Consider the following 13958-nt stretch of genomic DNA (forward strand, 5'->3'; position numbering starts at 1 on the left):
GGTGAATTTATTAAATAAATTAAGCATATTATTTGGTAGATCTATATAGAAAGGTCGTCATTATAAGGCACGAAGCAATCTTAAAACGATCGCTAACTGCGTGCGCATTAAGATTGCTTCGTCGGCAGAAAAAGCCTTCTCGCAATGACGATTCCTCACAGCCTATAGCTGCAATAAAAATACGCCGTCATCTATATTGATTTTTATACAATAGATTATCTCTCAGGATGACAAAAGAAACTTGATAAATGTTCTGTGTATCCGCTAAAAATTGTTAACGCTATGATAAACTTTCTTTAATCACGCTTATTGTATGTAGATTTTACCCTTATTTTTCGCTAACCTGAAATTTATTGTGATTTTTGTGCCATAACCATAGCTTATAATTTGCAGATATAAACCATATTTTATCCATTCATTTTAATTCTGATGTAATGAATATGGCTTTTTGGATATTTGCTTAACAGATGAAAAATATGTTTGAAAAGAAAGTTTACCTTCAAAGAAGAGCAGCATTAAAATCAAAGATAAATTCGGGAATATTACTCTTTTTGGGTAATGAAGAGAGCCCGATGAATTATAAAGACAATACCTATCATTTTAGGCAGGATAGTACCTTTTTATATTATTTTGGGATCAGTGAGCCATCTTTGGGCGCTATTATCGACCTGGATGAAGATCAGTCCATTCTTTTTGGCGATGAAATGGGCATTGATGATATTGTATGGATGGGCAGGCAAAAAACACTCGAAGAAAAGAGTCTGGACGCTGGCCTAACCAAAGTTCTGCCTTTTGCGCAACTAAATACTTATCTTAAACAATACCAGGACAAAAATCGTGAGGTTCATTTTTTACCTCCTTACCGTGCTGAGAATAAGATTAAATTGGCCAACTGGCTTAACCTGCCAATCGATCAACTTAAAGAAAAAGCTTCGCTAAACTTTATCAAAGCTGTTGTTGCACAACGGTCGGTTAAATCTGTCGAAGAAATTGAAGAGTTGGATCGTGCTGCAGCAATATCTGCCGATATTCATTTAATGGTGATGCAGCAGGCAAAACCTGGCATGTATGAACGCGAACTTGCTGCAAAAATTCAGGCTGCTGCGCTGGCTTCGGGTGGTAACCTGGCCTATCCGGTCATTTTGACCGTTCGCGGTGAAATTCTGCATAACCACTACCATGGCAACCAACTTCAGGAAGGACAACTGGTTTTAAACGATTCCGGCGTAGAAACTGCTTTAGGTTATGCTGGCGATCTTACGCGTACTTTTCCGGTAGGCAAAAAGTTTAGCGCCGGGCAGAAAGATGTTTATGATATTGTATTGAATGCTTATACGCATGGCAAAGATATGCTGGCGCCGGGGGTAAGGTACTTAGATGTACATTTGGCTTCGTGTAAAATGCTGGCACAGGGTTTAAAAGATATTGGCCTGATGAAAGGTAATGTAGACGATGCCGTACAGGCTGGTGCACATGCCATGTTTTTTCAATGTGGAACAGGGCATATGATGGGCTTAGATGTACACGATATGGAAGATTTAGGTGAGCAGTACGTAGGTTATACAGATGAGTTGACTAAAAACACCTCCCAGTTCGGATTGAAATCGTTAAGGTTAGGCAAAGCGCTGGAAGCAGGTTATGTATTAACGGTAGAACCAGGTGTTTACATTATCCCGGAACTAATAGACCGATGGAAAGCCACTAACCAGTTTGCCGAATTTATTAACTACGATAAATTGGAGCAGTTCAGAAATTTTAGCGGCATTAGGGTCGAAGACGATTTTCTGGTGACCGAAAACGGAAGCCGGATGTTAGGGAAGCATTTAGCTTTAACTACAGATGAAATTGAATCGATTAGGAGCGAAGCTTATTAGTAACGTTGGTTATTTGGAATAACTGCTGTTTTTTGTTTTGGAGCGCAGGGTTTCTCGATTTTTTTAAAGATAGCCCCGACAGAAGCACAGAACTAGGGTTAAATAAACCTGATAGAACTGATGCTCCCGATTCTTCATCGGAGCAGGAGGGATAGCAGGACTACCGTAACCGATGAAAAGCTGCATTTGCTTTTCAAATTAATATTTTGCTATTGCTTTTGGAGCGCAGGTCCATTCGATTTTTTTAAAGGATATTCCTGCCATCCGCTTTATCCCGATGCTAATTAAGTGCCGATTTATCGGTAAAGGATCGGAATGCCCGCTGCTGTCAGGGCTAGATACCTCGGCAGAAGCACAGAACCAGGGTTAAATAAACCTGATAGAACGGATGCTCCCGGTTCTTCATCGGAGCAGGAGGGATAGCAGGACTACCATAACCGATGAAAAACTGAAACTGCTTTTTAAATTAATAATACGCTATTGCAACATGATAACCAGCAAAAAGATATGAAAAAAATAACCTCCTTAACCCTAATCTTCTTAACGTTTAAGACCCTGCTTTTTGCACAAAACCCCAAAAAGGTTTACACTTTGGCCGATACCTTAAGGGGAAGCTTAAATGCCGAACGGACCTGGTGGGATGTACAGCGTTACGAACTTTCGGTTAAGCCCGATTACAATGATAAGAGCATAACAGGCTCAAATAAAATCGTTTACAAAGTAGTGCAGCACAATAATGGTAATACCCGTATGCAGATCGATTTACAGGAGCCATTAATCATTGATAGTGTTTTATATAATGGCGGTTCAAAGGTAAAATTCGAACATGTCGGCAGTGTCTGGTATGTACATGTGCCTGCGCAAAAGTTATCGGCGCTGAATAATGTCCATATATTTTACCATGGAAAAGTACACCAGGCCAAAAGAGCACCCTGGGATGGTGGTTTTATTTTTACTACCGATTCGCTTTCGCGTCCGTGGATGACAGTAGCCTGCCAGGGCTTGGGCGCTTCGGTTTGGTATCCAAATAAGGATCATCAAAGCGACGAGCCTAATTTGGGTGCATCTTTAACCATGACTGTTCCGGATACATTGGTAGCAGTAGGTAACGGGCGCCTGGTATTTAAAAAAGATAACCACGATGGTACCACGACCTATCAGTACAATGTTAAAAATCCAATCAGTAATTATTGCATTATCCCTTACATAGGTAAGTATGTTAATTTTAAGGAGAAATATGCAGGCGAAAAAGGTGCCCTTGATGTGAATTATTGGGTGCTTGATTACAATTACCCAAAGGCTAAAACCTACATGCCGGATCAGGTGCATAAAATGATGAAAAGTATGGAGCATTGGTTTGGCCCATATCCTTTTTATGAAGATGGTTATCAGTTAATCGATGCTTCGCATACGGGTATGGAGCATCAATCGGCAGTTTCTTATGGCAATGGTTACAAGTTTGGCTATAGAGGCAGAGATATGTCTGGCAACGGCTGGGGTTTGAAATGGGATTTTATCATTATTCACGAAAGCGGACACGAATGGTTCGGCAACAACATTACCACCAACGATCTGGCCGATATGTGGGTGCACGAAGGTTTTACTAACTACAGCGAAACCCTTTTTGTCGATTATATTTTTGGTAATCAGGCTGGAAATGAATACAATTTTGGCATTAGAAAAGGCATCAAAAATGATAGCCCGATTATCCCCCCTTATGGTGTAAATGCACAAGGCAGTGGCGATATGTATCCAAAAGGAGGTAACATGCTGCATTCCATCAGGCATAGTTTAAATAACGACGAACTTTTTAGAGCCATATTGCGTGGGCTTAACCAAACCTTTTACCACCAAACGGTAACCACTGCGCAAATCGAAAATTATGTTTCTAAAAAAGCAGGTTATAATTTTTCAAAGGTTTTTGATCAATATTTACGTACGGTACAGGTTCCCACTTTTGAATACTATCTTAAAGATGGTAAAGCCTTTTACCGGTATAGCGATTGTGTTAAGGGCTTCAATTTGCCTTTAAGTGTTAAAAAAGAAGGAATTAAACCGCTTAAAATTATTCCTTCACAAAACTGGCAGCAGGTTACGTTAGCCAAAGGGCAGGATGCACTTTTTACAAAACCGGCTATTGAATTTATGTACTACCTTCAGGTGAAAAACACAAAATAATCATTTTGAAATAAAAAGGGAAGGAGGACGTTCTCTATCTAGCTGATTTTAAAGGTATTCTTGTTTGAGGTGTTAGCTTTTTTATGGTATCTAATTTCTTTTACAAATGCTCCAGGCTTTTTCTAATTAAATCTGTCTGATTGAAATGGCGTATTTATGACCAATATCGGTTAAAATACAACAATATTGAAGTTTGGTAATTCCCTAACTTTGAATATCGTTTATATGATTCTATCTTCGATAATCTGATTAAATGATGCTTGCCAATTACATCCGGTTTTGGATTAATGGCCGGATTAATTTTTTAAAATATTTATTAAAACATAAACATTACAATGGGTATCAAATGGACTGGGGTTTTCCCTGCTGTAACTACTAAATTTACAGCAAATGATGAGTTAGATTTTCCGGCTTTCGATTTAAATATCGAAGCGCAATTAGAAGCAGGTGCTGAAGGGATAATTTTAGGTGGATCGCTTGGTGAAGCCAGTGTATTAACCGATGAGGAAAAGTTTGGTCTTTTATCGCATACCTTAACCGTGGTAAATGGTCGCGTGCCGGTTTTATTGAACATTGCCGAGTCAACTACAAAAAAAGCAATCGAAGTAGCTCAAAAAGCCGAATCGCTTGGTGCGCAAGGTTTAATGTTGTTGCCGCCAATGCGCTACAATGCTGCTCCAGACGAAACCTTGGCCTTTTTTGGTGCCATTGCTGAAAGCACAAGCCTGCCGATCATGATTTATAACAATCCTGTTGATTATAAAATCGAGGTAACTTTAGATATGTTCGAGGTTTTGACCAAATACGATAATATACAGGCGATCAAAGAATCAACAAGAGATGTGTCAAATGTAACGCGGTTAATCAACCGTTTTGGCGACCGTTTCAAAATCTTTACCGGAGTAGATCCATTAGCGATGGAAAGCATTGTGATGGGTGCACACGGATGGGTTGCGGGTTTGGTTGATGCTTTCCCAAGAGAAACCGTTGCTATTTTCAGATTGATTAAAGAAAATCGCATTGCTGAAGCACTAACGATTTACCGTTGGTTTTTACCTGTGCTTGAGTTGGATATTCATGCGAAATTGGTGCAATACATTAAACTCGCAGAGGTTGCAACAGGATTAGGAACCGAAGCCGTTCGTGCACCACGCTTACCATTAAGTGGCGCAGAAAGAGAGAAAGTATTAAAAATTATTAATGATGCACTAGCTGTTCGTCCGGAACTACCTGCAGGTAGCTGGGGGAAATAGTTTAAAAACCAAATATGAACGGGAAAAATATTGTAGCCAGCACTTATAGTGAAATTAATGAAAAAAGCCTTAAAGCTGTTAATCCCGCAACGGGATTAACGCTTGATGGTGAATTTTTTAAAGCGAACGAAAACCTGGTTGATGAGGCTTTAAAATCAGCAACATCGGCTTTCCAAAGTTATAGAAATCTAAACAAAGACCTTAAAGCAGCTTTTTTAAATGCCATTGCCGATGAAATCGCCAATCTTGGCGAGGAACTGGTAAACAGGGCTTCGGCAGAAAGTGGTTTGCCTTTAGGTCGTTTACAGGGTGAATTGGGCAGAACTACTGGCCAATTAAGGTTATTTGCCAATTTAGTTGCAGAAGGCTCTTGGGTTGATGCCATTATTGACACCGCATTACCTGAAAGACAACCTTTACCGCGACCTGATATCAGGAGAATGCTGATCCCAATCGGACCGGTAGTAGTTTTTGGTGCAAGTAATTTTCCGCTTGCTTTTTCAGTTGCAGGTGGCGATACCGCATCAGCACTAGCTTCTGGTTGCCCTGTAGTTGTGAAAGCTCATCCCGCACATTACGGAACCAGTGCTTTGGTAGGTGGTGCCATTATTAAAGCTGCAGAAAAAACAGGAATGCCTAAAGGTGTTTTCTCTTTGTTGTATGATGATGGTTATACCATTGGCGCTGGCCTGGTTCAGCATCCGTTAACTAAAGCAGTAACTTTTACAGGTTCGTTTAAAGGTGGAATGGCCTTAATTAATCTTGCTCAACAGCGCGAACAACCTATTCCGGTTTTTGCCGAAATGGGAAGTATTAACCCGGTAATCTTTCTTCCGCTGGCCATAGAAAATCAGGCAGAAGAACTGGCTAAAAAATATGCCGCCTCTATTACCCTGGGCGCCGGTCAGTTTTGTACTAACCCAGGTTTATTGTTAGCAGTACAATCACCTGCACTCGAAAATTTTAAAGCCGTTTTAAAAGAAGCTATTTCAACTATTCCTTCGGCAACCATGCTTACTGAAGGTATTGCCAATAATTATGGTAAACTTTCTGCCGGGGTAGTAAACGAAAGCGGTGTTGCCCTTTTATCGGCATCAACCGTAAAAAATACCGAGCTTCAAAATCAATCAGAAGCTAAAATTGCTCAGGTAAGTGCTGCCGATTTTATTAAAAATCCAAAACTCCGTGAAGAAATTTTCGGTCCGTACTCGTTATTGGTTGTTGCTCAGGATCGTGCAGAACTAGAGCAGGCTATTGAAGTTTTGGAAGGACAGCTTACTGTAACCTTAATGGCCGAAAAACAGGAACTTCAGCATTACCAGACTTTGGTAAATAAGTTGACTGATAGAACCGGAAGAATTATACTGAATGGTGTGCCTACAGGCGTAGAAGTTTGTGCGGCCATGCAACACGGTGGACCATTTCCGGCTACTAACGATAGCCGTTTTACTTCTGTTGGTTCTACTGCAATCAATCGTTTTGTAAGGCCATTGGCTTACCAGGATTGGGAACAGGAATTATTGCCAGATGAATTGAAAGATGGTAATCCATTGGATATTTTCAGAACGGTAAATCAAAAATTAACGAAATCTCATGAGTAAAACTTTTTTTTGTGTAGATGCCCATACATGCGGAAATCCGGTTAGATTAGTTGCAGGTGGAGGACCTCAGCTTATTGGCTCAAACATGAGCGAAAAGCGTCAGCATTTTCTGAAAGAATTTGATTGGATCAGAAAAGGTTTAATGTTCGAACCTCGTGGACATGATATGATGTCGGGTAGTATTCTTTATCCGCCTCACGACCCTGCTAATGATGTAGCTGTACTTTTTATCGAAACCAGTGGCTGCCTCCCGATGTGTGGACATGGTACAATTGGCACAATCACCATTGCTATTGAAGAAGGACTGATCCAACCGAAAATACCAGGGGTGATCAGAATGGAAGCGCCAGCCGGACTGGTATTGATTGAATACAAACAGGAAGGGAAAAAAGTAAAGTCTGTTAAGCTGAAAAATGTGGCGTCTTACCTGGCTGCTGAAAGTCTTCAGGTAGAGTGCCCTGATTTAGGCACACTTACTTTCGATGTAGCTTATGGTGGCAATTTTTATGCAATCGTTGATCCACAGGAGAATTTCCCCGGACTGGAAAACTACACCGCTTCGCAACTGATTAACTGGAGCCAGATCATAAGGAAACGGATTAATGAACTTTACAGCTTCGTTCATCCACAAGACCCTACGATAAATGGCTGTAGCCATATCTTGTGGACAGGAAAAACAATAGATCCTACATCAACAGCCAGGAATGCAGTTTTTTATGGTGATAAAGCCATCGATCGTTCGCCATGTGGTACGGGTACCTCAGCCCGTTTGGCACAGTGGTTTGCTAAAGGAAAACTAAAACAGGGAGAGGATTTTATCCATGAAAGTTTTATAGGCAGCAAGTTTATTGGAAGAGTAGAAGAGGTTGTAGACCTGAACGGAATTAAAGCCATTATACCAAGTGTAGAGGGCTGGGCAAAGGTTTACGGCTACAATACTATAAAAATCGATGCCGAAGATGATCCGTATGCCTACGGATTTCAGGTGATTTAATTAGTTTTTAAAAAGAATATCAGCAGTATAAATTAAAAGCATGTCGAAAATATTAATTATAGGTGGTGGAATAGTAGGTTTAACTTCAGCATATTACTTGCAGAAAAGAGGCTACGAAGTAACAATTTTGGATAAAGGAGATATTACCGACAATTGCTCATTTGGTAATGCTGGCATGATTGTTCCAAGCCATTTTGTTCCTTTGGCTGCACCCGGAATGATCAAGCAGGGGATCCGTTGGATGTTCGACAGCAAAAGCCCCTTTTATGTTCGCCCATCTTTAAATATGAACCTCGTTAATTGGGGTTTGAAATTTATGAAACATGCTACGGCAAAACATGTAAGCCAGGCGGCAGTCCCATTACGCGATTTATCTTTACTGAGCAAAAAACTATATGAAGGCCTGGCAAAAGAGTCTGATTTCGATTTTGAATTAACCAATAATGGTATTCTGGCATTTTATAAAACAGAAAAAGCAGGAGAAGAAGAAGCACATTTAGCTGCAAGGGCAATTGAACTGGGCCTGGACATGGCGGTACTAACCGCCGACGAATGTCGCGCTTTACAACCAGATTTAAAGTTAGATGTTTTAGGAGCGGTACATTATCGTTGCGATGCACACCTTTATCCAACAAAGTTGATGAATGCTTTGCTTAAGTATTTATTAAACAATGGAGTTAAAATAGTGCATAATAAAGAAGTTGATAAAATTGAAACGGCAGGTAATCGCATTACAAAGGTTTTTACAGGTGATATCGCCTGGGAAGCCGATCAGTATGTTCTGGCAACTGGTTCTTGGTCGCCTGCTGTGGCTAAAATGGCCGATATTAAAATATCTTTAATGCCCGGAAAAGGTTACTCTTTTATGGAGCCTGAACCTCAGCAGCGTTTAACTATTCCGGCATTGTTATGTGAAGCCAGGGTAGCCATAACACCAATGAACGGTCAGATCAGATATGGTGGTACGATGGAGCTGGATAAAATCAATACCCGGATCAATATGCAAAGAGTTAAAGGGATTGTAGAGTCGGTTCCGGCATATTTTCCCGATTTAAAACCTGTGGTTCCTGCAGAGAAAGATATCTGGTATGGTTTCCGTCCTTCATCGCCTGATGGTTTGCCATACATTGGCAGAAGTGAAAAAAGAGAAAATCTAATCATTGCTACCGGCCACGGGATGATGGGTTTAAGTTTAGGGCCAGCAACAGGTTTGTTGGTTAGCCAGATTGCTTCAGGCATGGCCACTGATCTGAAAATGGAACCATACAGAGTAGTGCGATAGTATAATAAGGAAGGCAAGGTTCCTGGGATGCGTCGCCCTGTTAGTCGGGATTTGTAATCCCGTCTCCATTAGTCCTTTACCAGTGGATTGAAAATCCCCAGTACTTCGGTCTGGATTACAAATCCAGACCAGCATATTTGTATATATCTAAGATGTCTGTATGACTAACTCTGTTAGTCGGGATTTGTAATCCCGACTCCATTATATTTCAATTCTTTACCGATGGATTGAAAATCCACTTGTGTGTTGGTTCGATTCTAATTTAAATTAATCTTTTATGCATTACCTTATAATTGGTTAACTAGATATGTAGTAATTATTTGCCGCAGAATTCATAATTAAATCCGTCGTATATTATCAAATTATAGCAGGATTTTAACCTTATTTAGGTTTTATTGGTTTATTTGAGTTAATATTCATACATTCAATTCATAATCAACAACCAAACCGAACTAACTGAATCATGAAAGTATTACCATTTACCATGCTTGTTCCCGATGACAAGAGTGTGATATCGGAACATATTGAATTGCCTTTTTTTTACCAATATCTACACCGCCACGATGAATGGCAGATCACGTATATCGAAAAAGGAGAGGGAACGTTAATTGCGGGCAATGATATGCATGCCTTCCGATCGGGCGATATTTTTGTAATTGGGGCAAAACTTCCACACTTATTTAAAAGTAACCCCGAATATTTCGCTGGTGATTGCAATAAAACAATCAAAGCATGTTCCATTTACTTTAATCCGAACGGTATTCTAGCGGCTTTGTTTAATCTTCCCGAAATGAAGATGGCAAGCGGGTTTTTAGCTAAAAATAAACATGGTTTCAAGGTTCCCGCTGCTGCCACCAAAAACATGATCACCAAAATGTTGAATGTTCATGAGGCATCGGGAGTTGATGTATTGTTTAACTTTCTGAAATTGGTTAACAGTTTTCAGGATTTAAATGAAGATGTAGAGTCCTTATGTTCAGATATGTATTCTTCTAACGTAACTGAAAATGAAGGTATGCGTTTGAGTAAGATCATTAACTTCATTACTGAAAACTACAATAATCAAATTTCATTAGAAGATGTGGCCAATGCTGCGTTTATGACGCCACAGGCATTTTGCAGGTATTTTAAAAAACATACCGGACATACTTTCGTTTCATTTTTAAATGAAGTGAGAATTAATGATGCTTGTAAAAGTCTTATCTCAGGAGAAAAAGCCGATTGCATTTCAGGTGTGGCTTACAAGGCAGGCTTTAATAGTATTACCAATTTTAACAGGGTATTTAAAAGTATTATTGGTCAATCGCCGAGAGCATATATCGATACTTATAATAATGTAAGCAGGGTGAGCTATATAGGCGCTTAAGCAAAAAACCATTCTTTTATTAAATAAGCTAACCATTTTTTCAAGTGGAGGCAAATGTTATTTGCCTGTTTTAACCAAACCAAATGCAAAACAAATTAAACTTTTTTGCCATTTTTTTAATGGTTAGTCTGTTATCAGGCACTTTTGTACTGGCTCAAACATCAAATGAGAGCTTGTACGAACAAACCAGCGAAATGGGTACGCTGATTGTATGTTACCAAAGAGACGTTGATGCCATTAATGATTTCTACTATCCTTATTCCGCAGGAGGTACTTATTCTTATCCGATGACTACTTTTAAAAGTCCGGAGCAAAGAAAACGTCTGCAGGATATCAATAATGATTATTTAAGCAAGTTAAAATCGGCCAAATTTGAAGCCTTTAGTACTTATGGTAAAGTAGATTATATCCTTCTTAAAAAGCAGATCGAATCTTCTGTCTGGCTCTTAGCAAAAGAGGAAACAGACTATAAAGCCCTGTCGAAGTATTTTACCTTTGCAGATGCAATTTATGCACTCGAAAAATTAAGAAGAAGAGGGACTTATAAAGAAGGTGCCTTGTTAGCTGCCGAGATGGATGAAATTTCTAAGCAGGTTGATGTCCTGAATTCAAATTTTAAGAAAGGAATATTAACACGCGATCAGCTTAAAACGGCAGCGGCGATAACCACAAGTTTAAAACACCGTTTAAAGGGTTTTTATCAGTTTTATATGGATTATGAACCTGGCTTTACCTGGTGGGCACCTAAACCTTACGAAAAGTTAGACCTGGCCTTAACCAATTACGCTAAACTTTTTAGCGATAATACCAATGCGGCTCTTTCCGTAAAATCAAATAAAGCAGAAATTAAAGGAAATCCTATTGGAAGGGAAGAGTTGATCAGGCAATTAAATGCCGAACTTATTCCTTATACACCAGAAGAGCTGATTAAACTTGCTGAAAAAGAATTTAAGTTTTGCGATGAAGAGCTTTTGAAAGCATCAGCAGCAATGGGCTTCGGAAATGACTGGAAAAAAGCCCAGGAAAAAATCAAAAACAGCTATGTGCCATTAGGTAAACAGCCAGAGTTGATTGTAAAACTACAGGATGATGCCTTAAGTTTTATAAAGGCTAACGATCTGATCACTATTCCGGCATTGGCAGAAGAAACCTGGGGTATGGTCATGATGTCGGCCGAACGCCAATTGGTGAATCCGTTTTTTACTGGTGGCCGCGAAATCAGCATTTCTTATCCAACAAATTCGATGGAGGAAGATGATAAGTTAATGAGTATGCGTGGGAACAATCCTTATTTTTCGAGAGGAACGGTTCAGCACGAACTCTTACCAGGCCATCATTACCAGTATTTTATGAATAACCGTTATAAAAGCTATCGCGATCCTTTTAAAACACCTTTCAGCGTAGAGGGCTGGCCGTTATATTGGGAGCTTTTGCTTTATGATAAAGGTTTTGCCAAAACTCCTGAAGAAAAAATGGGGATGCTTTTCTGGCGGATGCACCGTTGCGCCAGGATTCTTTTTTCACTGAACTTTCACCTCGGTAAATGGACACCTCAGCAGTGTGTCGATTTCTTGGTAGACCGTGTAGGGCACGAACGTGCCAATGCAGAAGGCGAAGTACGCAGATCTTTCAAAGGCGATTATAGCCCTTTATACCAGGTCGCTTACCTTACCGGTGGTCTTCAGCTTTTTGCACTAAAAAAAGAATTGGTTGATAGTGGCAAAATGAGTTTTAAGGATTTTCACGACGCAGTGATTAAGGAAAACTTAATTCCTGTTGAAATGATCAGGGCTACCTTAACTAATCAATCCTTAACACGCGATTTTAAAACTTCGTGGCATTTTTACGATCAGCTTAAATAAATAAACTCAACCAACCTTAGAACCACCAAGCAAAGAACAGATGATTGAAAAAGAAACCACACAATTTAAACCTTCACTTAAACTGATGGATGCAACCATGCTTGTAGCCGGAAGTATGATAGGCTCAGGTATTTTTATTGTAAGTGCAGATATTACCCGAAATGTAGGCAGCTCTGGCTGGCTGTTAGTGGTTTGGCTAATTACAGGCTTTATGACGCTTACTGCTGCATTAAGTTATGGCGAATTAAGTGCCATGTTTCCAAAAGCAGGCGGACAGTATATTTATTTAAAGGAAGCATACAATCCACTCATCAGTTTTTTATATGGCTGGAGCTTTTTTACAGTTATCCAAACCGCAACGATTGCCGCAGTAGGCGTGGCATTTGCCAAATTTACCGCTTATCTCGTACCTGCATTAAGTGAAGATTTAGTTGCCGTAGATTTAGGCTTCTTTACCATCTCACCGGCACAACTGCTGGCTATTGGGGTAATTATATTATTAACTTATATCAATAGTAGGGGGGTAAATGGCGGTAAAGTAATCCAGACAACCTTTACAGTGGCCAAATTATTAAGCTTGTTTGGTCTGATCGCTTTTGGACTTTTCTTTTTAGATAAAGGAATCTGGAAAACCAACTGGGAAAATATGTGGGTTTTGGGATCCTTATCTACCGATGGAAATATTGGTTCTTATACCACTTTGGCTGCCTTCGGAGCTATTGCTGCCGCGATGGTAGGTTCGATATTCAGTAGCGATTCCTGGCACAATGTTACCTTTATTGCCGGCGAAATTAAAAATCCTGCACGCAATATTGGTTTGAGTTTAGCCCTGGGGACGATTATGGTAACGGTGCTCTACATTCTTACCAATGTGATGTACACCAGTGTACTTTCATTACACGATATTGCCTACGCTGATAAAGATCGGGTGGCGGTTTCTGCTGCCAACCATATTTTCGGTACAGCGGGTACCATCATTATTGCACTAATGATTATGGTGTCGACTTTCGGTTGTAATAACGGTTTAATTATGGCGGGTGCCAGGGTATATTACTCAATGGCCAAAGATGGGCTTTTCTTTAAAAAAGTGGGTACATTGAACAAAAATGCAGTTCCTGGATTTGGACTCTGGATACAGTGTGTTTTTGCTTGTTTATGGTGCATTAGCGGAAAATATGGCGATCTGTTGGATATGATCTCATTTGTGGTGGTGATGTTTTACATGCTCACCATTTTCGGAATTTTTATCCTTCGTAAAAAACGACCTGATGCCGAAAGACCTTACAAAGCCTTTGGTTATCCTGTCCTGCCAATTATCTATATGGTTATGGGACTGGCCTTTTGCATATTGCTGATTATGTTTAAACCCAAATTTACCTGGCCCGGATTAATCATCACATTAATCGGTATCCCGGTTTATTACCTCATTAAAGGAAATATATTGCGCCAGGATTTAAAATCAAAAGATCGGTTGATGTGAATGGTTAAAATATTAATGTTATTCATCAAAATCTAAAAGAAACCTGCAAAACTGCAGTATTATAATAT

The 13958-nt window shown here is 39.7% G+C and carries 9 protein-coding genes; all 9 read left to right on the plus strand.

Features of this window, described 5'->3' with window-relative positions:
* Positions 1 to 467: 467 nt before the first annotated feature.
* The 9 genes from BCL90_RS24420 (at position 468) to BCL90_RS24460 (ending at position 13890) form a co-directional block, all read left to right on the plus strand.
* Positions 468 to 1874 (plus strand): aminopeptidase P family protein, encoded by a 1407-nt coding sequence (locus BCL90_RS24420; protein WP_244095143.1) that lies wholly within the window; start codon positions 468 to 470, stop codon positions 1872 to 1874.
* A 507-nt stretch (positions 1875 to 2381) separates the two neighbouring features.
* Positions 2382 to 4052 (plus strand): M1 family metallopeptidase, encoded by a 1671-nt coding sequence (locus BCL90_RS24425; protein WP_121288013.1) that lies wholly within the window; start codon positions 2382 to 2384, stop codon positions 4050 to 4052.
* A 335-nt stretch (positions 4053 to 4387) separates the two neighbouring features.
* Positions 4388 to 5305: a dihydrodipicolinate synthase family protein gene (locus BCL90_RS24430; RefSeq protein WP_121287921.1), complete on the plus strand. Its 918-nt coding sequence runs from the start codon at positions 4388 to 4390 to the stop codon at positions 5303 to 5305.
* A gap of 14 nt (positions 5306 to 5319) precedes the next feature.
* Entirely contained in the window at positions 5320 to 6906 is a 1587-nt protein-coding gene (locus BCL90_RS24435; protein WP_121287922.1) for an aldehyde dehydrogenase (NADP(+)), read from the plus strand.
* On the plus strand, positions 6899 to 7900 hold the full coding sequence (locus BCL90_RS24440; RefSeq protein WP_121287923.1) for a 4-hydroxyproline epimerase: 1002 nt from the start codon (positions 6899 to 6901) through the stop codon (positions 7898 to 7900). The genes BCL90_RS24435 and BCL90_RS24440 overlap by 8 nt, the downstream gene beginning before the upstream one ends.
* Before the next feature lie 40 nt (positions 7901 to 7940).
* Positions 7941 to 9182 (plus strand): NAD(P)/FAD-dependent oxidoreductase, encoded by a 1242-nt coding sequence (locus BCL90_RS24445; RefSeq protein WP_121287924.1) that lies wholly within the window; start codon positions 7941 to 7943, stop codon positions 9180 to 9182.
* Between the two features lie 463 nt (positions 9183 to 9645).
* Complete coding sequence (locus BCL90_RS24450) at positions 9646 to 10548, plus strand: AraC family transcriptional regulator (RefSeq protein ID WP_121287925.1); 903 nt, start codon at positions 9646 to 9648, stop codon at positions 10546 to 10548.
* A gap of 83 nt (positions 10549 to 10631) precedes the next feature.
* Positions 10632 to 12410 (plus strand): DUF885 family protein, encoded by a 1779-nt coding sequence (locus BCL90_RS24455; protein WP_121287926.1) that lies wholly within the window; start codon positions 10632 to 10634, stop codon positions 12408 to 12410.
* A gap of 40 nt (positions 12411 to 12450) precedes the next feature.
* Positions 12451 to 13890, plus strand: a complete 1440-nt coding sequence (locus tag BCL90_RS24460) for an APC family permease (protein WP_121287927.1) — start codon at positions 12451 to 12453, stop codon at positions 13888 to 13890.
* The last annotated feature ends 68 nt before the right edge of the window (positions 13891 to 13958 follow it).

The sequence above is a fragment of the Pedobacter alluvionis genome (assembly GCF_003664035.1).
Classification (GTDB): Bacteria; Bacteroidota; Bacteroidia; order Sphingobacteriales; family Sphingobacteriaceae; genus Pedobacter; species Pedobacter alluvionis.

Excerpts from the sequence above, each read along its gene's own strand:
- BCL90_RS24420 (WP_244095143.1), top strand. The coding sequence starts at position 468 with ATGAAAAATATGTTTGAAAAGAAAGTTTACCTTCAAAGAAGAGCAGCA.
- BCL90_RS24425 (WP_121288013.1), top strand. The coding sequence starts at position 2,382 with ATGAAAAAAATAACCTCCTTAACCCTAATCTTCTTAACGTTTAAGACC.
- BCL90_RS24430 (WP_121287921.1), top strand. The coding sequence starts at position 4,388 with ATGGGTATCAAATGGACTGGGGTTTTCCCTGCTGTAACTACTAAATTT.
- BCL90_RS24435 (WP_121287922.1), top strand. The coding sequence starts at position 5,320 with ATGAACGGGAAAAATATTGTAGCCAGCACTTATAGTGAAATTAATGAA.
- BCL90_RS24440 (WP_121287923.1), top strand. The coding sequence starts at position 6,899 with ATGAGTAAAACTTTTTTTTGTGTAGATGCCCATACATGCGGAAATCCG.
- BCL90_RS24445 (WP_121287924.1), top strand. The coding sequence starts at position 7,941 with ATGTCGAAAATATTAATTATAGGTGGTGGAATAGTAGGTTTAACTTCA.
- BCL90_RS24450 (WP_121287925.1), top strand. The coding sequence starts at position 9,646 with ATGAAAGTATTACCATTTACCATGCTTGTTCCCGATGACAAGAGTGTG.
- BCL90_RS24455 (WP_121287926.1), top strand. The coding sequence starts at position 10,632 with ATGCAAAACAAATTAAACTTTTTTGCCATTTTTTTAATGGTTAGTCTG.
- BCL90_RS24460 (WP_121287927.1), top strand. The coding sequence starts at position 12,451 with ATGATTGAAAAAGAAACCACACAATTTAAACCTTCACTTAAACTGATG.